The following is a 21,608-nucleotide window of genomic DNA, read 5'->3' as shown; positions in this document are numbered from 1 at the left end:
CCTCACCAAAAGGGGCGTACCCCCTTTCGAGTGCTATCTCCGGGCTTTCCGGGCGTGGCACCCCCTTCGCGTACACCCTTGAGTCCTCCCCGCGCCGCGCCCCGGAGGACAGCCCATGAGCACGCCGCCCCTCGCCTCGGGCCCCCAAGGCCCTTGCGGCCTCCGGCCGTTGCTCGACACCGTCCTCGACGCCCTGCACACCGGCGCCCGGGCGCGCGGGGGACCGCTGCCCGCCGGCGGCCCGGACACGGTCACCGCGCGGATCCGGGACGCCGTGGGGGACGTCCTGCCCGACCGGGGCGACCCCGAAGCCCTGCGCACCCTCGTCCACGCCTTCGCCGAAGGCGCCGCGGACCCCGCGCACCCCCTGTGCGCCGCCCATCTGCACTGCCCGCCCCTCGCCCTCGCGGCCGCCGCCGACCTCGCCGCCACCGCCCTCAACCCCTCCCTCGACTCCTGGGACCAGGCGCCGGCCGCCTCCGCCCTGGAAGCCCTCGTCACCCGGGCCCTCGCCCGCGAGGCCGGCCACGCCGACGGCCTCGTCACCACCGGCGGCACCGAGTCCAACCAGCTCGCCCTCCTCCTGGCCCGCGAAGCACACGGCGGCTCCGTACGCCTCGTCCACGGAGCCAACGCCCACCACTCGCTGCCCCGCGCCGCCTGGCTGCTCGGCCTGCCCGAACCCGTCGTCGTCCCCGCACCCGCCGGCACCCTCGACCCGGTCGCCCTCGACGACCTCCTCACCCAGCTGCCCGGACCCCACCTGGTCGCCGCGACCGCCGGCACCACCGACGCCGGACTCATCGACCCCCTGCCGGAGATCGCCGCCCGCTGCGCCGCCCACGGCGCCCGCCTCCACATCGACGCCGCCTACGGCGGACCCCTGCTCTTCAGCGACCGCCACCGGCCCCGGCTCGCCGGACTCGACGCCGCCCACAGCGTCACCCTCGACCTGCACAAACTCGGCTGGCAGCCGGTCCCCGCCGGCCTCCTCACCGTCCGCGACCCGGACGACCTCGACGCCCTGCGGCACCGCGCCGACTACCTCAACGCCGACGACGACACCGAGGCCGGACTCCCCGACCTCCTCGGCCGCTCCCTGCGCACCACCCGCCGCGCCGACGTCCTCAAACTCGCCGTCACCCTCAAGACCCTCGGCCGCACCGGACTCGGCGCCCTCGTGGACCAGGTCTGCGCCCACGCCCAGGAGTTCGCCGCCCTCGTCCACGACGACCCCCGCCTCGACCTCCACGACCGGCCCGTCATCAGCACGGTCCTGTTCCGGCCCGCCGACGCCACCGACACCGCCGTCGCCGCCCTGCGCCGGCACCTGCTCACCACCGGCCGCGCCGTCCTCGGCCGCGCCCGCGCCGACGGCCGGCTCTGGCTCAAGGCCACCCTCCTCAACCCCGCCACCCGCCACGACGCCCTGGCGGACCTGATCACCCTCGTCCACCAGGCACACGCGGAAGGACCCCGATGACCCCCACGTCCCCCGACGCCCCCCGCGACCTCGTCGGCATCGGCATCGGCCCCTTCAACCTCTCCCTGGCCGCCCTCGCCCACCCCCTCACCGCACTCAGCACCGCCTTCTACGACCAGCGCCCGCACTTCACCTGGCACCCCGGCCTGCTCCTCGACGACGCCACGGTCCAGGTCCCCTTCCTCGCCGACCTCGTCACCCTCGCCGACCCCACCAGCCCCTGGACCTTCCTCAACCACCTCAGAGCCCGCGAACGCCTCTACCCGTTCTACTTCGCCGAGCACTTCCACATCCGCCGCACCGAGTACGACGCCTACTGCCGCTGGGTCGCCGACCGGCTCCCCGCACTCCACTTCGGCCACCACGTCGACACCGTCCGCTGGAACCCCGGCCGCGCGCTCTTCGAGGTCGGCTTCACCCGACTCGACGCCGACGGCCGGGCCGAGTCCTCCGGCCGCGTCCGCGCACGTCACCTCGTCCTCGGCGTCGGCACCCAGCCCTGGGTGCCCGAACCGCTGAGACCCCTCGCCGACGCACCCGGCATCCCCGTCATCCACTCCGACGACTACCTCACCCACCGCGACACCCTCCTCGCCGCGGGCCACGTCACCGTCGTCGGCACCGGACAGTCCGGCGCGGAGATCTTCCTCGACCTGCTACGCCGCCGGCCCGCCGGCCGGGAGCGGCTCCACTGGCTCGGCCGCACCGAGGCCTTCGCCCCCATGGAGTACTCCAAGCTCGGCCTCGAACACTTCACCCCCGACCACACCCGCTACTTCCACGCCCTCCCCGAGGCCGTCCGCGACCGGCTCGTCCCCGCACAGTGGCAGCTCCACAAGGGCATCGACGCCGCGACCATCGCCGCCATCCACGACGAGCTCTACCGGCGCACCCTCCACGGCGGCTGGCCCGACACCGTCCTCACCCCCGCCGTCCGCATCCGCACCGCCGGCCGCCTCGGCCCCGCCAGGATCGAACTCCACCTCGAACACACCCGGCAGCAGACCCGCACCCGCCTCACCACCGACGCCGTCGTCCTCGCCACCGGCCATCGCGGGCGCCCCCTCGACCACCTCCTCGCCCCCCTCGACGCACATCTCCGCCGCGACCGCGCCGGCCGGCCCCGCATCGACGCGCACTACCGCCTCGACCTGGACCCCTCCGTCACCGGCACCGTGTACGTCCAGAACGCCGAACTGCACACCCACGGCGTCGGAGCGCCCGACCTCGGACTCGCCGCCTGGCGCAGCGCCGTCATCCTCAACCACCTCACCGGGGAGCAGACCTACCCCCTCCCCGAACGCACCGCCTTCACCACCTTCGGCCTCCACCCCCGGACGCCGCAGGTCCCGCCCGCCCGGCAAGCCACACGGCTCACCCCACTGGCGGACGGGACCTGACGACCCGTACGGACGGACGGCGATCAGAACACCGGCGTACCGTCCCGCGTCAGCCTCCAGTCCACCGACGCGAAGTCCTTCGGGTCCAGCACGCCCTTCGCCGTCACCCACTCCGCGATCCGCGTCCGGATCTCCGTCGACTCCGCCCACAGCTCCTTCGCCGACGCCACGTGCGGGAACGCGCCACCGCCGTTCGCCCGGTAGTTGTTCACCGCGAACACGAACTGCTGCGCGTCGTCCAGCGGAGCACCGCCGAACGTGAGGTTCTTGATCCGCGACCCGGCCGGCCGGGCGATGTCGATCTCGTAGCCGAGCCCGGAGACGTAGTCGTAGTTGTAGTCCGGTCGGCCGCCCGCGTTCGTCAGCCTCGCCACGTCCACCGGGGCCCCGGCCGCCGTCTGCGCGAAGTACTCCGCCGAGTACTCCAGGTACGCCCGCACCTGCGCCCCGGTCATCAGCTTCGCGACCAGCGTGTTGTCGTACACGTACAGGCTCGACAGATCCCGGATCGTCACCTCGCCCGCCGGGATCTCGGACGTCCGCGAGAACGGCGAGGCCTGCGCCAGTACCGGCAGCGACCCGTACCCGGTGCCCGCGAGGGCCGCCTTCACCACGTCCTCCTGCACCTTGGCGATGAGATCGATGATCGGCGCGTCCTTGTAGCGCGCCTCCACCGTCGTCAGGGTCTGCGTCGCCGTGCCCACCACCTGATTGACGTACGCCACGACCTCGGCGTGCTCGTCGGCGAGCAGCTTGGTGATCGCCGGGTCGTCCTCCACCGTCGCCGCGTCGCGCAGCGACGCCTTCACCGACTCCACCCGCCACCGGCCGCGCTCGAAGACGAGCCCGAAGTCGAACAGCGTCAGCCGCTCGGCGTAGCACAGCGGCTCCGACAGCACGACCGTTTCGCCGGTCTTCTCGTTGGTGACCAGCAGTTCCTCGATCTCCTGGTGCGCGTGACCGACCAGGATCGCGTCGATCCCGGGCACCTGCCGCGCCACGTTCGCCGCCGCGTTCTCCACGTACGGCAGCTGGTCACCGTACGACGACGTCCCCGACGACCCGGAGTGCGCCGACACCACGACCACGTCCGCGCCCATCGACCGAAGCTTCGGCACCCACGTGGCCGCCTGCTCCTCCAGCCCCGGGAACGTCAGCCTGCCCTGCACGTACGCCTTGTCCCAGATCGCGATCCCCGGGTTGGTCAGGCCCAGCACGGCCACCTTCACCGGGGGAGCGCCCTTCACCCGGAACGTCTTCATGAAGTACGGGGGGAAAGCGGGCTTCAGCGTCTTCGCGTCCAGCGCGTTCGCGCCCAGCAGCGGGAAGTCGCACTGCTCCTCGAACGTGCGCAGGGTCTCGATGCCGTAGTTGAACTCGTGGTTGCCGAGCGCCACCGCGTCGTAGCCGATGGCGTTCATCGCCTGCGCCATCGGATGCACCGGACCGCCCTCGGCGGTGATCGGGTCGACCTTCGCGTAGTAGTACGTCAGTGGCGTGCCCTGGATGGTGTCACCCGCGTCGAGGAGCAGCGTGTTGTGCCGGCCCTTCTCCTCGCGGACCTCGTTCACCAGCGTCGACACCCGCGCCAGGCCCTGCGCGTTGCCGGCCGCGTCCCCGTACTCGGCGTCCTTGAAGTAGTCCCAGTTGAAGACGTGCCCGTGCAGATCGGTCGTGCCCATCACGGTCAGCGCGTACCGCTTCACCGGCTTCCCTCCCCGCCCCGCCCCGGCGGCCTCGGCCGCGGGAGCCGCCGCCGTACCCGCGAGCGCCACCCCCGCCCCCGTCACAGCGGACCTCTTCAGAAACTTCCGGCGGTTCAACGGCATGTCGGGCTCTCCTCGGACAACGGGCAACAACGCGCGTGGACACGACGCACGCGGCAGACGCGGCGCGCGCAGCACAACGCGCGTAGATTCGCCCGATGATTCTGGCCCGAACACGCCGGCCCGGAACAGACCCCCCAGGTTGCGATCCGGTGTCCGGCACGCACCCCGCACCGGGACGACCGGTGACACAGTGGGACGTATGACCACCCCTCACCCCTACGGGACACCCGGCGCCCCCCATCTCACCGTGCGCGGCGAGGCCCACCTCGAAGTCGCCCCCGACCTCGCCCGCATCGCGGTCACGCTCACCGCGCGGGGCAGCGACGGGCGCGCCACCCTCGACGACCTCACCCGCCGCAACACCGCCGCCCTCGACCTGATCAAGTCCTACGGCGACGCCCTCGAACACCTCGGGACCGGCGCCCTCACCGTCATCCCCGAACTCACCGCCCACGGCCGCGGCGAACGCGTCCGGGCCCACCACGGCACCGTCCACCTCACCGCCGAGCTCAACGACTTCACCGTCCTCGGCGACCTCGCCACCCGCCTGGCCGATCTCGACCTCACCCGCGTCGAGGGCCCGTGGTGGTTCCTGCGCCCCGACTCCCCGGCGCACCGGCAGGCCCGGCGGCAGGCGGTGCACGACGCCGTGCGGCGCGCCCGCGCATACGCCGAAGCGCTCGGCACCACGGTCGCCGCCCTCATCGAACTCACCGACACCGGAATCGGAATCGCTCACCCGGAGCCCCTGGCCGGGACCCGCTCCATGGCTTTCGCCGCCTCCGCCGAGAGTGCCGCGCCGCCCCCGCCGCTCGACCTGGAGCCCCAGCGGCAGCATCTGCGCGCAGAGGTCACCGCCCGCTTCACGATGCGGCCGCCCCAGCTCTAGAACCGGCATTCGAACGCTCATCGGAGCGGCCCTGCGCACACTTCAACACTTGTCAATAGCCCTTCACCAACCGGCCGTTGAGTCGTCATGCGCAACCAAGTCGCTACCGACCGGTAAGCCCTAGGCTCGGTATATGCGCCGAGCGAAAATCGTCTGCACCCTGGGCCCCGCCACCGACACATACGACCAGATCAAAGCCCTGGTCGACGCGGGAATGGACGTAGCCCGACTCAACCTCAGCCACGGCGGGCACGCCGAGCACGAGGAGCGCTACCGACGGGTGCGGAAAGCCGCCGACGAGACCGGCCGCAGCGTCGGCCTCCTCGCCGACCTTCAAGGTCCGAAAATCCGCCTCGGCCGCTTCACCGAAGGCCCCGTACTCCTCGAACGCGGCGACACCTTCACGATCACCGTCGAAGAGGGCGTCGAGGGCGACCGCCACACCTGCGGCACCACCTACGCCGGCCTCGCCGCCGATGTCACCCCCGGCGAACGCATCCTCGTCGACGACGGCAAAGTCACCCTCGAGGTCACGGACGTCGACGGCCCCCGCGTGCGCACCACCGTCGTCGAAGGCGGCATGGTCTCCGACCACAAGGGCCTCAACCTCCCCGGCGTCGCCGTCTCCGTCCCCGCGCTGTCCAAGAAGGACGAGGACGACCTCCGCTGGGCGCTGCGCACCGGCTTCGACGTCGTCGCCCTGTCCTTCGTGCGCAGTGGGCGCGACATCAAGGACGTGCACCGCATCATGGACGAGGAGGGCCGCCGCCTCCCCGTCATCGCCAAGGTCGAGAAGCCGCAGGCGGTCGACGACATCGACGGCATCGTCGCCGCCTTCGACGGCATCATGGTCGCCCGCGGGGACCTCGGCGTCGAGATGCCGCTCGAACAGGTCCCCATCGTCCAGAAGCGCGCCATCAAACTGGCCAAGCGCAACGCCAAGCCGGTCATCGTCGCCACCCAGATGCTCGACTCGATGATCGACAACGCCCGGCCCACCCGCGCGGAGGCGTCCGACGTCGCCAACGCCGTCATCGACGGCACGGACGCCGTGATGCTCTCCGGCGAGACCAGCGTCGGCAAGCACGCCATCGAGACCGTTCGCACGATGGCCCGCATCGTGGCGGCGGCCGAGGAGGACATCCTCGCCAAGGGCCTGCCGCCGCTGACCGAACGCAACAAGCCCCGCACCCAGGGCGGCGCCGTGGCCCGCGCGGCGGCGGAGATGGGCGACTTCCTCGGTGCGAAGTTCCTCGTCGCCTTCACCCAGTCCGGCGACACCGCCCGCCGCCTCTCCCGCTACCGCAGCCCCATCCCGCTGCTCGCCTTCACCCCGGACCCGGCCACCCGCTCGCAGCTCAGCCTGACCTGGGGCGTGGAGACGTTCCTCGGGCCCCATGTCGGCTCCACGGACGCGATGGTCGAGCAGGTCGACGAACTGCTGCTCGAGTACGCCCGCTGCGAGAGGGGCGACACGGTCGTCATCACGGCGGGCTCTCCGCCGGGTGTCTCCGGCTCGACGAACATGGTCCGCGTCCACCACATCGGCGAGGACGACAGCCCTCGGCAGCGGTCCGGCGCCTGAACGCCCGCGAGGCGCGCCAGGCGCACAGCGAAAAGCGGATGTTCACCGAAAAGGCGTACATCCGCTGTCAAATGGTGACCTTGGATACAGAGGAAAAGTACCCCGGGTCGGATTCGAACCGACGCTGGATGGTGTTTGAGACCATTGCCTCTACCGCTGGGCTACCGGGGCGCCCTGCAAAACGAAGGTCGACGGTTACCCGCCGTGCCCCCACCTTACCGCAGCTGGGTACGCTCTTGTCAGCAGTACCGGTCTGCCCCGCACCAAGGAGCCCACGTGAGCGCCCCCGAGTCGCCCCAGCCTGTAGACGTGCCCGACGACGACAAGTCGCACGTGCCTCCGATGACGACCCGTGTCGTGATCGCCGAGGACGAGGCCCTGATCCGGCTCGATCTCAAGGAGATGCTGGAGGAGGAGGGGTACTCCGTCGTCGGTGAGGCGGGGGACGGTGAGCAGGCCGTCGAGCTGGCCCGTGAGCACCGGCCCGACCTGGTGATCCTCGATGTGAAGATGCCGAAGCTGGACGGTATCTCCGCGGCGGAGAAGATCGCCGAGGAGAACATCGCCCCGGTGCTGATGCTGACCGCGTTCTCGCAGCGCGACCTGGTGGAGCGGGCGCGGGACGCGGGCGCGATGGCGTATCTGGTCAAGCCGTTCAGCAAGAGCGACGTGGTGCCGGCGATCGAGATGGCGGTGTCACGGTTCACCGAGCTGAAGGAGCTGGAGCGCGAGGTCGCGGACCTCAGCCAGCGGCTGGAGACGCGGAAGCTGGTGGACCGGGCGAAGTCGGTGCTGCAGACGCAGTACGGGCTGTCGGAGCCGGCGGCGTTCCGCTGGATCCAGAAGACGTCGATGGACCGGCGGATGTCGATGCAGCAGGTGGCGCAGGCGGTCATCGACGACGCCGAGGAGAAGAAGGCGTCCAAGGGATAGGGCGATGGACCGACAGGCCGGGTAATCGCCCCGTGCCGTGCGTACGGCGAGGCCCGCGCCCCCTGTCGGGGGAGCGCGGGCCTCGCCGTGTGCGGGCGGCCTCAGTCCTCGCCGAGGTAGGCCTTGCGGACGGACTCGTCGTGCAGGAGGTCCTGCCCGGAGCCGGAGAGGACGATCTTGCCGACCTCCATGACGTGGGCGTGGTCCGCCAGCGACAGCGCCGCCTGGGCGTTCTGCTCGATGAGCAGGATGGTGGTGCCCTCGGACTTCAGCTCGGCGATGGTCGCCATGATCTTCTGCATCATGATCGGCGACAGACCCATGGAGGGTTCGTCGAGCATCAGCAGCTTGGGCCGGGACATCAGCGCCCGCCCCATGGCGAGCATCTGCTGCTCACCGCCGGAGAGGGTGCCCGCGGCCTGCTTGCTGCGCTCCCCGAGGATGGGGAAGAGCTCGTAGGCGCGCCGGATGTCCTTCTCGATGCCGTCCTTGTCGTTGCGGAGGAAGGCGCCGAGACGGAGGTTGTCCTCGATGGTCATCCGGGGGAAGATGTGCCGCCCCTCGGGGGAGTGGGCGAGCCCCAGCGAGACGATCTTGTGTGCCGGGATCTTCTTCAGCGACCGACCGTCGAACCGGACGTGGCCGGAGACCGGCTGGAGCAGTCCGGACAGTGTCCTGAGGGTGGTGGTCTTGCCGGCGCCGTTGGTGCCGATGAGGGTGACGACCTCGCCCGCGTCGACCTTGAACGAGATGCCTTTGACGGCCTCGATCTTGCCGTAGGCGACCCTGAGGTCCTCGACCTCCAGCAGTGCGGTCACTTGTCGTCCCCTTCTGTGGTGCTGTGCGCCTCGGCGGCCTCGACCTCGGCGGCCTCCTCCTGGCCGGGCGCGCCTTCGAAGGGGGTGCCGAGGTAGGCGGCGATGACGCGTTCGTCGGCCTGGACGACCTCGGCGGGTCCTTCGACGATCTTCTCGCCCTGGACGAGTACGGCGACCCGGTCGCAGAGGTTCATGATGAACCGGATGTCGTGTTCGATGACGAGGACGGCGATGCCCTGGTCGCGGATGGCGAAGATGAGCTCTTCGGCGGCGCGGGTCTCCTGCGGGTTCATGCCCGCCGTGGGCTCGTCGAGGAGGAGCAGGCCGGGCTCGCTGGCGAGCGCCCGGGCGATCTCGAGCTTGCGCTGTTCGCCGTAGGGCAGGTTGCGGGCGAGGTGGTCGGCCTTGGCGGCGAGTCCGGTGAACTCCAGGAGTTCCATGGCCCGTTCGCGGGAGGCTTCTTCGGCCCTCTTGAAGCCGGGCAGCCGCAGCAGCGCCGACCAGAGGCCTTCCTTGGTGCGGGTGTGCCGTCCGACGAGCACGTTCTCCAGAACGGTCATGTTGGCGAAGAGCCGGATGTTCTGGAAGGTACGGGCGATGCCGGCCTGGGTGACCAGGTGCGGCTTCGGCGGCAGCACGGTGCCCTTGTACGAGACCTTGCCCTCGGTGGGGACGTACAGGCCGGTGAGGCAGTTGAAGAAGGTGGTCTTCCCGGCGCCGTTGGGCCCGATGAGGCCGACGATCTCGCCGCTGTTGACGACGAGGTCGACGGAGCGCACGGCGGTGAGGCCGCCGAACCGCATGGTGACGTCGCTGGCGTCGAGGACCGTCGTGGTGGTGGGTGCGGTGGTGGTGGTCATGGTGGTCACGCCCCTGCCTTCGCGACGCCGGTCGCGCCGTCGGGGAGCGGCTTGTCGTCCGGTACGTCGAGCTGTCCGGTCTCGTGGAACTCGAGCTGCTTCCTGCGGTCGGCGACCAGTCCTTCGGGGCGGTAGCGCATGAGGAGCATGAGCGCGGCGCCGAAGAGGAGCAGCTGGTACTCCGCCATGAACTGGAGCTTGGCCGGGATCAGGTAGAGCAGCGCGGCGCCGATGAGGGGGCCGCTGATGGTGCCCATGCCGCCGAGGATGACGGCGGCGAGCAGGAAGGCCGAGTTCGGCGGCACGGAGCCGGCGAACTGGTACTGCTCCGGGGTGACGCTGTAGGACACGTGGGCCTGCACGGTGCCGGCGAGGCCGGCCAGGCAGGCGCCGAGGGCGAAGGCGAGGAGCTTGAGGCGGAAGCCGTTGATGCCCATGGCGGTGGCGGCGGTCTCGTCCTCGCGGATGGCGACCCAGGCGCGGCCGATGCGGGATTCCGCGGAGCGGCGGAAGACCATCACGACGATCGCCGTGAACAGCAGCATCAGCAGGTAGTAGTTGCCGGAGCGGGTGAGCTCGTGGCCCAGGACGTTGTGCGGAACCCCGAGGTTGAAGCCGAAGATCTCCAGGTCGGGGATGTTCGGGATGCCGTTGGAGCCGTTGGTGACGTCGGGTCCGCTGTTGCCGTTCAGGTTGTTCATGGTGATGCGGAAGATCTCACCGAAACCGAGCGTCACGATGGCGAGGTAGTCGCCGCGCAGTCGCAGGGTCGGGGCACCGATCACCACGCCGAAGATCAGCGAGGCGAGGGCACCGGTGAGAACGGCCGCCCAGAACGGGAAGTGCAGGCCGATGCTCGACTGGGGGGAGCCGGAGACCAGGGCGGCGGCGTAGGCGCCGACGCCGAGGAAGGCGACGTAACCGAGGTCGAGGAGGCCGGCGAGGCCGACGACGACGTTGAGGCCCAGGGCGACGGTGGCGAAGATCAGGATGTTCGCGCCGATGAGGGCGAACTGGTCGTTGCCCTGGGTGAAGGGGAAGCAGATCGCGGCGACGAAGGCGGCCGCGAGGGTGACGTTGCGGTGCTTGGCGGTGAGCGCCGAGAGCCGCTTGAGCAGTCCCGCGCGGGTGACGGCGGTGAAGCCGAACCCGGCGGTGATCAGGAAGCCGATGAACAGCTCGGAGTACTCGGTGCCGATGCCGTACGCGAAGACGTACAGGCCGACGCCGAAGCCGGCGGCGATGATGAGGATCTCGGCCCAGGACGGCAGGTCCTTGGCACGGCCGGGTTCGGGGGCGGTGAGGGAGTGGCGGATCCGGCCCCAGAGGCCCGGACGGGACTCGTCGGCGCCGTACGGCTGGTCGGCCGGGAGGCCGAGGGCGCCGAGGACGGCGACGAGGGCGCCGATGCCGGAGACCCACGCGCCGGGTTCGAGGTTGACCAGGCCGCCGAGCTCCTGGCTGATGGCGCCCATGGTGTAGCCCGTGGTGCCGAGGACGCCGAGGGCGCCCAGCAGCACGGGGCTGTTGGTGCCGCCGGGGGTGAGCCAGCCCAGTCCGCGGATGCCGTAGCCGGAGAGGACGAACAGCAGGGTGAGGGCGGCGCCGACGAGGGTGAGGACCTGCAGGCCGCCGGGGTAGCCGGTGACGGTGAGGTTGCCGGGGAACTCGTCGGTCCAGGTCCAGGCGAGGAAGGTGCCGACGAGGGCGAGGGCGGAACCGGCGCCGGTGATCGCGCGTGCCGCGGCGGGCGGCAGCGGGACGACCGGGGTGGCCGGTGCCGTGGCCGCCTTGGAGGTGGCGGAGCTGTCGGTGCTGGGGGTTTTGGTGGTCATGGATATCACGCCCGATCCGCGACGCGTTCGCCGAGCAGGCCTTGTGGCCGGAAGAGCAGGACGAGGATGAGCAGGCTGAAGGCCCATACGTCCTTCCAGGCGCCGCCACCGAAGAGTTCCATGCCCGGGATGTTGCCGATGTAGCCGGTGGCCAGGGCCTCGGCGACGCCGAGGACGATGCCGCCGAGCATGGCGCCGTAGATGTTGCCGATGCCGCCGAGGACGGCGGCGGTGAAGGCCTTGAGGCCCATCAGGAAGCCCATGCGGAAGCCGACTTGGCCGTTCTTGAGGCCGTAGGCGACGGCCGCGATGGCGGCGAACGCGGCACCGATGGCGAAGGCCATGACGATGATGCGGTCGGTGTTGACGCCCATCAGCTTGGCGGTGTCGGGGTCCTGGGCGGTGGCCTGCATGCCGCGGCCGGAGCGGGTCTTCGACACGAAGAGGCCGAGGGCGATCATGCACAGCGGGGCGGCGATGATGACGAAGAGGTCACCGCGCTGGACGGTGGCGCCGAGGATGTCGATGGGCTCGCCCTGGAACTGCGGGAAGGAGCGGTCCTTCTTCGCCTCCGGGTACCACATCCACACGATCTGCTGGAGGACGATGGACAGGCCGATGGCGGTGATCAGCGGTGCCAGCCGCGGCGCGCTGCGCAGGGGCCGGTAGGCGAAGCGCTCGGCCGCCGTGGCGAAGGCCACCGAGACGATCACGCCGCCGAGGATCATGAGGGGGATGGCGGCTCCGAGGGCGAAGCCGTCGGGGAGTATCAGGAAGACGGTCAGGGCCCCGAAGCCCCCGACCATGAAGATCTCGCCGTGGGCGAAGTTGATGAGCTGGACGATGCCGTAGACCATCGTGTAGCCGATCGCGATGAGTCCGTACATCGCGCCGAGGATGAGTCCATTGGCCAGCTGTTGCGGCAGTTCGTTCACCGCAGGGCCTCCGTGGAGTGGTTCGGATATGGCGCCGCGCGGGAGCGCTGGTGGGCGCTCCCGCGCGGCCTGGGATCAACGTGGTGAGGGTGTGTCCCCTGTGTGTCCCCTTGCTCAACCCACCTTGGGCGAGGCGCTGTACTCGGGCGCCCAGGCGTTGGTCTTGACCTTGTAGGCGGTCATCAGCGTGTTGGTGGTGTCACCGAACTCGTCGAAGGAGACGGTGCCGGTGACGCCGTCGAACTTGATCTTGCTCATCGCGTCGAGAACGGCCTTGCGGGCGTCGGACGGGACCTTGCCGTCGTTGCCGTCGACGGCCAGCTTGATGGCCTCGATGATCGACCAGGTGGCGTCGTAGGTGAGGCCGCCGTAGGCCTCGTACGGGTCCTCGAAGCCCTCGGCCTTGTAGTTCTCGATGAACTCCTTGGCGGACGGCAGCTGCTCGACCGGCTTGCCCACGGAGGTGGCGAGGTCGCCCTCGGCCTTCTTGTTCAGTTTCGGGAACTCGCCGGAGTAGATGCCGTCGCCGCCCATCAGCGGGATGCTCTGGCCGCTGTCCTTGAGCTGCTGGCTCAGCGGGGCGGCGGCCGGGTACTCGCCGCCGTAGTAGAGGGCCTCGGCGCCGGTCTTCTTGATCTTGGCGACGACGGCGTTGAAGTCGCGGTCGTCGGGGTTGATGTGGTCGTTGCCGACGATCTTGCCACCGAGCTTGGTGAAGTTCGTCTTGAACGAGGCGGCGAGGCCAGCGCCGTAGGTCTTCTGGTCGTCGATCAGGTAGACCTTCTTCTTGCCGGCCTTGGTGTAGAGGTACTCGGCCGCGAAGGCGCCCTGGATCTCGTCCGTGGTCGCGGTGCGGAAGAACGTCTTGAACTGGCGGACCGAGTCGCCGGTCTTCCAGCCGTCGCCCTGGGTCAGCTCGGTGCCGGTGTTGGCCGGGGACACCTGGACCAGGCCGGCGTCGTTGAACGGCTTCTGCATCTGCTGGGAGACGCTGGAGTTCAGCGGGCCGACGACGCCGAGGACGTCCTTGTTGCTGATGAACTTCTGGGCGTTCTGCTGGCCGACGGAGGGCTGTGCCTGGTCGTCGAGCGGTTCGAGCTCGAACTCGATGCCCTCGACGAACCCCTTCTTGTTGGCCGTCTTCACCGCGAGCTCGGCGGAGTTGCGCATGCCGAGGCCGAGGGCCGAGAGGTCGCCGGTCAGCGGGGCGTCGATGCCGATCACAACAGTGGTCTTGTCGCCGCCGCCACTGCCGTTGCTGCTGTCGTCGCGCGACCCGCATGCGGTGAGCGTGAGCGATCCCGCCGCGAGTGCCGCGGTGAGGGCGATGAGCGAACGTTGACGCACGATCCAGTCCTTTCCCCTGACAACCGCTTCCTGGTGGAAACGGCCGAGTCGAGCGCTGGGCCGACGTGACAATCGGGCGGCGCGGTGACTGGCCGTGACTCTAAGCGGGTCGGGGGAAGGTGGAGGAGGGTCTGGCCAAGGCTGTGACGCTCTTGTTATGACACGACGTATTGCAGAGCGGTACTGACTGGGGGGAACGGCGGAATTCTCGCCCTTTTGCCCTGTCCGGATGGTGAGAAACCGCAGGACTCGGCGCGGTGTGTTCAGGTGTATCGGCGGTTTTGGTCATTACCTGATGATGTTGCCGAGGGTGCTCGCGGGGCCTGGCGAGGGGCTCTGTGCAGCCTGTCGCCCGAAGTGGCGGGCCGGGTGGCTGTATTGCGTGTGTATTACGCAGAGTTACGCCGAGGAAAGGTGGTCCGGCGTTCCGGCGTTCTCCGGCGGTTTCCCTCATTCCGTCGCGGGTGGGGCATCGTGGCGATCCGGATCCGGTAACGGAACCGGCCGGGATCGGGTGGGATCGGGGATCGAATTTCCGTGCAATAGCCACCGAAAACGAGACGCGGTGCCGTCCGGACGTCGAAACGGACATTGAATCCGACGTTCCGGATTTTGATTCAGGGGCTCTGGCCTGCGGTTTCCATGAACGCCGGGGGCTTTTCGGTCATTGCCACGGCCCCTCGGTCGGCCCGCCGTGGCGGTACCGGTCGACACAGCCCTCACGTACCTCACGGTCCATCAACCGGTGTGCGGCCGCCGTGCCTTGACGCCTCTGGACCGGCCGCGCCGCGTCCACCGCCGCGCGCAGGATGTCGTACTGACCGTTGGACAGCCCCATGGACTGGTAGTCGCCGTACGTGGTGCCGGCGAGTGCCTCGCGGGACCAGTACCCGACGAGCCGTGCGCACAGTTCCTCGTCGGACGTGGCCCGGGGTGACGGGGACGAGGCCGCCGACGACGGCGCCGTGGAGCCCGTCCGGCCGTCGGACGCGTGTCCGGCCTCCCGGTCACCGGACGCATCGCACCCGGTGGCCAGAAGGCCGGCCAGCAGGGCGGCCACGAGACACGGACCGGGCGTCCGTGCCCCCGGCCGAGCGATCCCTGCCCGTTCCATGCCCGAACGGTAGGGCGCCCAGGGACCCGCGGCAAGGGCGGGTGGTGCGGGCCGGGCACCCTTCCCGCACCACCACGGCGGTCAGCCCGCCGCTCCCTCCCCGCCACCGGGGTTCGCGTCCCGCAGCAGGCAGGTCAGCCGCGCGGTGCACACCCGCTTGTCCGCCTCATCGGTGATGACGATCTCGTACGTCGCCGTGGACCGTCCCCGGTGCACCGGCGTGGCGACCCCGGTGACCAGGCCGGAACGGACACCGCGGTGATGGGTGCAGTTGAGGTCGACGCCGACCGCGATCTTGGAGACACCGCCGTGCAGCATCGACCCCACCGACCCCAGCGTCTCCGCCAGTACGGCGGAGGCACCGCCGTGCAGCAGCCCGTACGGCTGGGTGTTGCCCTCCACCGGCATCGTCCCGACGACCCGCTCCGCCGACGCCTCGACTATCTGCACGCCCATCCGCGTGCCCAGGTGGCCCGCCGAGAACAGCGCCCGGAGGTCCACGCCGAGCGCGGCGTACTCGTCGACGACCTCTTGCGGGAACTCGACCTGCTGCTGCTCTCCCATGGGGCCCGGCTCCGTTCGCTCGTATCGCGTCGTGATCACTACGGCTACCTGCTGAGCAAACGCTCAGTCGGTCGCCGATTGTTCCAGACGCACCACGACGGACTTGCTGGCCGGGGTGTTGCTGGTGTCCGCGGTGGCGTCCAGCGGCACCAGGACGTTGGTCTCCGGGTAGTACGCCGCGGCGCAGCCCCGGGCCGTCGGGTAGTGCACGACGCGGAAACCGGGCGCCCTGCGCTCGACGCCGTCCCTCCACTCGCCGACCAGATCGACGTAACTGCCGTCCGCGAGCCGCAGCTCCCGCGCGTCCTCAGGGTTGACCAGCACCACCCGGCGGCCGTTCCTGATGCCCCGGTAGCGGTCGTCGAGGCCGTAGATCGTGGTGTTGTACTGGTCGTGCGAGCGCAGCGTCTGCAACAGCAGCCGGCCCTTCGGCAGCTCGGGATACTCCACCGGCGCGGCGGTGAAGTTGGCCTTGCCGGTGGCGGTGGGGAAGCGGCGCTCGTCGCGCGGGGCGTGGGGGAGCGCGAAGCCCTCGGGGCGGGCCACACGCGCGTTGAAGTCCTCGAAACCGGGGATCACGCGCGCGATGCGGTCGCGGATCGTCGCGTAGTCCTTCTCGAACTCCTCCCACGGCACCGTGCTGCGCTCGCCGAGCACACGGCGGGCCAGCCGGCACACGATGGCCGGCTCGGACAGCAGGTGCCGGCCGGCCGGTTCCAGCCGGCCGCGCGAGGCGTGCACCATGCCCATGGAGTCCTCGACCGTCACGAACTGCTCGCCGCTGCCCTGGAGATCGCGCTCCGTGCGGCCCAGGGTGGGCAGGATCAGGGCGCGCGCGCCGGTGACGGTGTGCGAGCGGTTCAGCTTGGTCGACACGTGCACCGTCAGCCGCGCGCGGCGCATCGCGGCCTCGGTGACCTCGGTGTCGGGGGAGGCGGAGACGAAGTTGCCGCCCATGGCGAAGAAGACCTTCGCCTTCCCGTCGCGCAACGCGCGGATGGCCCGTACGACGTCGTAGCCGTGCTCGCGCGGCGGCGCGAAGCCGAACTCCCTCTCCAGGGCGTCCAGGAACGCCGGCGCGGGCCGTTCGAAGATGCCCATGGTGCGGTCGCCCTGCACATTGGAGTGGCCGCGCACCGGGCACACGCCCGCGCCCGGGCGGCCGATGTCGCCGCGCAGCAGGAGGAAGTTGACGACCTCGCGGATCATGGGCACGGAGTGCTTGTGCTGGGTGAGGCCCATCGCCCAGCAGACGATGACGCGCTGCGAATCGAGCACCATCCGCAGGCACCGCTCGATGTCCCCGCGCGTGAGGCCGGTCGCCGTGAGCGTCTCGTCCCAGTCGGCGGCACGCGCGGTCTCGGCGAACTCCTCGTAGCCATGGGTGTGGTCGCGCACGAACTCCTCGTCGACCGCGCCCGGCGTGTCGAGGATCAGCTTGTTGAGGAGGCGGAAGAGGGCCTGGTCGCCGCCGAGGCGGATCTGCAGGAACAGGTCGGTCAGGGCGGCGCCGGTGGTGAGCCCCTTCGGGGTCTGCGGGTTCTTGAACCGCTCCAGTCCCGCCTCGGGCAGCGGGTTGACGCTGATGATCCGCGCCCCGTTCGCCTTGGCCTTCTCCAGGGCGGACAGCATGCGCGGGTGGTTGGTGCCGGGGTTCTGCCCGGCGACGATGATCAGGTCGGCCCTGTAGAGGTCCTCGAGCAGGACGCTGCCCTTGCCCACCCCGATCGTCTCCGACAGGGCCGAGCCGGACGACTCGTGGCACATGTTGGAGCAGTCGGGCAGGTTGTTGGTGCCGAGCTCACGCGCGAACAGCTGGTAGAGGAAGGCGGCCTCGTTGCTGGTGCGTCCGGAGGTGTAGAAGACGGCCTCGTCGGGGGAGCCGAGCGCGGTGATCTCCTCGGCGACGATGTCGAAGGCACGCTCCCAGGTGACCGGCTCGTAGCGGTCGCCGCCCTCGGGGAGATACATGGGGTGCGTCAGCCGGCCCTGCTGCCCCAGCCAGTAGCCGCTGCGCCCGGCCAGATCGGTGACGGGGTGCGCGGCGAAGAACTCCGGGGTGACCCGGCGCAGGGTGGCCTCCTCGGCCACGGCCTTCGCGCCGTTCTCGCAGAACTCCGCCCTGTGCCGGTGCTCCGGCTCCGGCCAGGCGCAGCCAGGGCAGTCGAAGCCGTCCTTCTGGTTGACGCTGAGCAGTGTCAACGCCGTGCGCTTCACGCCCATCTGCTGCTGGGCCATGCGCAGGGTGTGACCGATCGCCGGGAGGCCCGCGGCCGCGTGCCGCGGCTCGGCGACCTGCGGCGCGTCCTGGACCGGATCACCCTTGGGCGGCTTGGTGGCCATCGCGCACTCCTGTTCACGCACGTGTGAGGTACGTCTCCGATCCTGCCACGCGACGGCTCCGACGATCCCGATCGGGCCGGATCAGCCGGTCCGGCCCGCGGAAACGGGGTGCGGGCAGGTGTCTTTCAGCCGGTCCGGCCCGCGAGAACGGGGTGCGGACAGGCGTCTTCCGGTCCGTCCGGCGTTCGAGGACGAGGCCGGCGGGCGAAAGAGGGACGGGAACGTGAAAGGCAAGGGGCGGAGGGGCGAAACCGTGCCGCCGCACGCGGGCGGGGCCGAGTGTCAGTGGGGCGTGGCAGGATCGGGGGCGTGGCAGAGACAGCATCGAAGAAGACCGACCAGACCTCCGGCGGGACCCGTCCGCGACTGATGCTCATGGACGGGCACTCGCTGGCCTACCGCGCGTTCTTCGCGCTGCCCGCGGAGAACTTCACCACCGCGACGGGCCAGCCGACGAACGCGATCTACGGCTTCGCGTCGATGCTGGCCAACACGCTGCGTGACGAGGCGCCCACGCACTTCGCGGTCGCCTTCGACGTCTCGCGCAAGACGTGGCGGTCGGAGGAGTTCACCGAGTACAAGGCGAACCGCTCCAAGACCCCGGACGAGTTCAAGGGCCAGGTCGAGCTGATCGGCGAACTGCTCGACGCGATGCACGCCGAGCGCTTCGCCGTCGAGGGGTTCGAGGCGGACGACGTGATCGCCACCCTCGCCACCCAGGCCGAGGCCGAGGGCTTCGACGTGCTGATCGTCACCGGTGACCGGGACTCCTTCCAGCTGGTCTCCGAGCACACCACGGTGCTGTACCCGACGAAGGGTGTCTCCGAGCTGACCCGGTTCACCCCGGAGAAGGTCTTCGAGAAGTACGGGTTGACGCCCGCCCAGTACCCCGACTTCGCTGCCCTGCGCGGGGACCCGTCCGACAACCTGCCCGGCATCCCGGGCGTCGGCGAGAAGACGGCCGCGAAGTGGATCAACCAGTTCGGCTCCTTCGCGGAGCTGGTCGAGCGGGTCGACGAGGTCAAGGGCAAGGCCGGGCAGAACCTGCGCGACCACCTGGAGTCCGTCAAGCTCAACCGCCGGCTCACGGAGCTGGAGCGCCGGGTCGAGCTGTCGAAGAGCGTCCCCGAGCTGGAGCGGGCCGCCTACGACCGCAAGGCCGTGGCGATGATCCTGGACACCCTGGAGATCAGGAACCCGTCGCTGCGCGAGCGGCTGTTCGCCGTCGACCCGGGCGCGGAGGAGGTCGAGACCACCCCGGTCGTCGTGGACGGCGTGGAGCTGGACGGCACCGTGCTGGGCACCGGCGAGCTGAGCGACTGGCTCGCCGAGCACGGCACCGGCCCCCTCGGAGTCGCCACGGTCGACACCTGGGCGCTCGGCAGCGGCTCGGTCGCCGAGGTCGCGCTGGCCGCGTCCGCCGGGCCGGCCGCGTGGTTCGATCCGGCCGAGCTGGACGAGGCCGACGAGCAGGCCTTCGCGGCCTGGCTCGGCGCCGCGGACCGGCCCAAGGTGTTCCACAACGCCAAGGGCGCGATGCGCGTCTTCGCCGAGCACGGCTGGAGCGTCGGGGGCGTCACCATGGACACCGCGCTCGCCGCGTACCTGGTGAAGCCGGGCCGCCGTTCCTTCGACCTGGACGCACTGTCCCTGGAGTACCTGCACCGCGAGCTGGCCCCCGCCGCCGCGCCCGACGGCCAGCTGGCCTTCGGCGCGGACGACGGCGCGGAGGCCGAGGCGCTGATGGTGCAGGCCCGCGCCATCCTCGACCTGGGCGAGGCCTTCGAGGCCCGCCTGGAGGAAGTGGGCGCGGCGGACCTGCTGCGGGACATGGAGCTGCCGACGTCGGCGCTGCTGGCCCGCATGGAGCGCAACGGCATCGCGGCCGACCGGGCCCATCTGGAGGCCATGGAGCAGATGTTCGCGGGCGCCGTGCAGCAGGCGGTGAAGGAGGCGCACGCGGCGGCGGGCCACGAGTTCAACCTGGGCTCGCCCAAGCAGCTCCAGGAAGTCCTCTTCGGCGAGCTCGCCCTGCCCAGGACGAAGAAGACGAAGACCGGCTACACCACGGACGCCGACGCGCTGGCCTGGCTTGCCGGCCAGACCGACAACGAACTGCCGGTGATCATGTTGCGCCACCGTGAGCAGGCGAAGCTGCGCGTCACCGTCGAGGGCCTGATCAAGACGATCGCCGCGGACGGCCGCATCCACACCACGTTCAACCAGACGGTCGCCGCCACCGGCCGCCTGTCGTCGACCGACCCGAACCTGCAGAACATCCCCGTCCGCACGGACGAGGGCCGCGCGATCCGCCGCGGCTTCGTGGTCGGCGAGGGCTTCGAGTCGCTCCTCACCGCCGACTACAGCCAGATCGAGCTGCGCGTGATGGCCCACCTCTCCGAGGACGCCGGCCTCATCGAGGCGTTCACCTCGGGCGAGGACCTGCACACCACGGCGGCCGCGCAGGTGTTCTCGGTCGAGCAGTCCGCGGTGGACGCGGAGATGCGCCGCAAGATCAAGGCGATGTCGTACGGCCTGGCGTACGGGCTGTCGGCCTTCGGCCTCTCCCAGCAGCTGAACATCGAGGCGGCCGAGGCGCGCGCCCTGATGGACGCGTACTTCGAGCGGTTCGGCGGCGTACGGGACTATCTGCGCCGCGTCGTCGACGAGGCGAGGGCGACCGGCTACACGGCGACGCTCTTCGGCCGCCGCCGCTACCTGCCCGACCTCAACAGCGACAACCGCCAGCGCCGCGAGGCGGCCGAGCGGATGGCGCTCAACGCGCCGATCCAGGGCACGGCGGCGGACATCGTCAAGATCGCCATGCTGAACGTGGACGGCGCACTGCGCGAGGCGGACCTGCGCTCCCGGATGCTCCTCCAGGTCCACGACGAAATCGTCCTGGAGATCGCCCCCGGCGAGCGTCCCGCGGTGGAGGAACTGGTCCGCCGCGAAATGGCGAGCGCGGTCCAGCTCCGGGTCCCCCTGGGCGTCTCGGTGGGCGCCGGCCCGGACTGGGAGTCGGCAGCCCACTAGGGCCTGTCGTTCGGATTTTGCCGGGACCGAGGGGTCCGGCACCGGGCCTCGCCGCGTTGTCGTCGGTTGCCGGGGCTCCGCCCGGTGCCCTCCTCCGTCTCGCGACGCACGGCACCGGACGCCACTCGGCTCGGCCGCAGGGCACCGCTCCCTGGAGCCGGCCCGAGCAAAACGACACCCTCTGGCCGTCCCGGGGCCGGGCCACCGCCACGGCCTCGCCGGCGGGGCTGCTTGTGTGGTGCCGTGCCGCGGCCGCCGGGCCGACGAGGAGCCGCGACGGCACGGTCCGACGCTGCCCGGTCTCACGGCCGGTCGCCGTCAGGGCTGCGTGCGCCGATGGGATCGCGTGTGCTGTGACGTGTGCGTCGCGGTGGTGAGGAGCCGCGACGGTGCGGTCCGGTGGGTCCGGTCGTCGTGACCCCCGGGCGGTCACTGCCTCCGCTGCTCCGACCGCGTCGCGTCCGCCGGGACGGTGACCGGCCACGGCGGCGGGGTCCCGAGGTGCCCGGCCGTCCGGACCGGATGAGCTGCCGCGACCCCGCGACCCCGCGACCCCGCGACCCCGCGACCCCGCGACCCCGCGACCCCGCGACCCCGCGACCCCGCGACCCCGCGACCCCGCGACCCCGCGACCCCG

15 protein-coding genes and 1 tRNA gene are annotated in these 21,608 nt (G+C 70.7%); 6 read left to right on the top strand and 10 right to left on the bottom strand.

From position 1 onward, the window contains the following. The first annotated feature begins 115 nt into the window (after window positions 1–115). Window positions 116–1,483 carry a pyridoxal phosphate-dependent decarboxylase family protein gene (locus tag IE178_RS11095; protein WP_193512119.1) on the top strand — a complete coding sequence of 456 codons (1,368 nt, stop codon included), beginning with the start codon at window positions 116–118 and terminating at the stop codon, window positions 1,481–1,483. Continuing rightward, window positions 1,480–2,883, top strand: a complete 1,404-nt coding sequence (locus tag IE178_RS11090) for a lysine N(6)-hydroxylase/L-ornithine N(5)-oxygenase family protein (protein WP_193512118.1) — start codon at window positions 1,480–1,482, stop codon at window positions 2,881–2,883. The genes IE178_RS11095 and IE178_RS11090 overlap by 4 nt, the downstream gene beginning before the upstream one ends. Window positions 2,884–2,906: 23 nt before the next feature. Here the strand turns inward: IE178_RS11090 and IE178_RS11085 are convergent, their stop codons facing one another. Beyond that, entirely contained in the window at window positions 2,907–4,712 is a 1,806-nt protein-coding gene (locus IE178_RS11085; protein ID WP_193512117.1) for a bifunctional metallophosphatase/5'-nucleotidase, read from the bottom strand. 199 nt (window positions 4,713–4,911) lie between these two features. Here IE178_RS11085 and IE178_RS11080 point away from each other — a divergent pair, with 199 nt between their 5' ends. After that, window positions 4,912–5,601 carry an SIMPL domain-containing protein gene (locus IE178_RS11080; RefSeq protein WP_193512116.1) on the top strand — a complete coding sequence of 230 codons (690 nt, stop codon included), beginning with the start codon at window positions 4,912–4,914 and terminating at the stop codon, window positions 5,599–5,601. A gap of 133 nt (window positions 5,602–5,734) precedes the next feature. Then, a complete protein-coding gene (gene pyk, locus IE178_RS11075) occupies window positions 5,735–7,186 on the top strand; it encodes a pyruvate kinase (protein WP_184763447.1) in 1,452 nt (483 codons plus the stop codon). A gap of 98 nt (window positions 7,187–7,284) precedes the next feature. Here the strand turns inward: pyk and IE178_RS11070 are convergent. Beyond that, window positions 7,285–7,357, bottom strand: a tRNA-Leu gene (locus IE178_RS11070). 105 nt (window positions 7,358–7,462) lie between these two features. Here IE178_RS11070 and IE178_RS11065 point away from each other — a divergent pair. After that, window positions 7,463–8,119, top strand: coding sequence for an ANTAR domain-containing response regulator (locus IE178_RS11065; protein WP_184763448.1), 657 nt, complete (start codon window positions 7,463–7,465; stop codon window positions 8,117–8,119). 101 nt (window positions 8,120–8,220) lie between these two features. Here the strand turns inward: IE178_RS11065 and IE178_RS11060 are convergent, their stop codons facing one another. From IE178_RS11060 to IE178_RS11025, 8 genes are all read right to left on the bottom strand, one after another. After that, complete coding sequence (locus IE178_RS11060) at window positions 8,221–8,937, bottom strand: ABC transporter ATP-binding protein (RefSeq protein WP_184763449.1); 717 nt, start codon at window positions 8,935–8,937, stop codon at window positions 8,221–8,223. Then, window positions 8,934–9,806 carry an ABC transporter ATP-binding protein gene (locus IE178_RS11055; RefSeq protein WP_438874365.1) on the bottom strand — a complete coding sequence of 291 codons (873 nt, stop codon included), beginning with the start codon at window positions 9,804–9,806 and terminating at the stop codon, window positions 8,934–8,936. Before IE178_RS11055 ends, IE178_RS11060 begins: the two co-directional genes overlap by 4 nt. Further along, on the bottom strand, window positions 9,803–11,632 hold the full coding sequence (locus IE178_RS11050) for a branched-chain amino acid ABC transporter permease (RefSeq protein ID WP_318279982.1): 1,830 nt from the start codon (window positions 11,630–11,632) through the stop codon (window positions 9,803–9,805). The genes IE178_RS11055 and IE178_RS11050 overlap by 4 nt, the downstream gene beginning before the upstream one ends. A gap of 5 nt (window positions 11,633–11,637) precedes the next feature. After that, the gene (locus tag IE178_RS11045; protein WP_193512115.1) at window positions 11,638–12,567 is read right to left on the bottom strand and encodes a branched-chain amino acid ABC transporter permease; all 930 of its coding nucleotides are present in this window, start codon (window positions 12,565–12,567) and stop codon (window positions 11,638–11,640) included. Window positions 12,568–12,681: 114 nt separating this feature from the next. Then, a complete protein-coding gene (locus IE178_RS11040; protein WP_184763451.1) occupies window positions 12,682–13,914 on the bottom strand; it encodes a branched-chain amino acid ABC transporter substrate-binding protein in 1,233 nt (410 codons plus the stop codon). A gap of 664 nt (window positions 13,915–14,578) precedes the next feature. Beyond that, window positions 14,579–15,028, bottom strand: a complete 450-nt coding sequence (locus IE178_RS11035) for a hypothetical protein (protein WP_193512114.1) — start codon at window positions 15,026–15,028, stop codon at window positions 14,579–14,581. 81 nt (window positions 15,029–15,109) lie between these two features. Continuing rightward, entirely contained in the window at window positions 15,110–15,592 is a 483-nt protein-coding gene (locus IE178_RS11030; RefSeq protein WP_193512113.1) for a PaaI family thioesterase, read from the bottom strand. Window positions 15,593–15,655: 63 nt separating this feature from the next. After that, window positions 15,656–17,935 (bottom strand): FdhF/YdeP family oxidoreductase, encoded by a 2,280-nt coding sequence (locus IE178_RS11025; RefSeq protein WP_193512112.1) that lies wholly within the window; start codon window positions 17,933–17,935, stop codon window positions 15,656–15,658. 309 nt (window positions 17,936–18,244) lie between these two features. Here IE178_RS11025 and polA point away from each other — a divergent pair, with 309 nt between their 5' ends. Then, on the top strand, window positions 18,245–20,971 hold the full coding sequence (gene polA, locus IE178_RS11020) for a DNA polymerase I (RefSeq protein ID WP_193512111.1): 2,727 nt from the start codon (window positions 18,245–18,247) through the stop codon (window positions 20,969–20,971). The last annotated feature ends 637 nt before the right edge of the window (window positions 20,972–21,608 follow it).

The sequence above is a fragment of the Streptomyces griseoloalbus genome (genome assembly GCA_014650015.1).
Classification (GTDB): Bacteria; Actinomycetota; Actinomycetes; order Streptomycetales; family Streptomycetaceae; genus Streptomyces; species Streptomyces griseoloalbus.
Note: the sequence above shows the minus strand (reverse complement) of the source record. Positions and strands in the feature narration are given on the sequence as shown.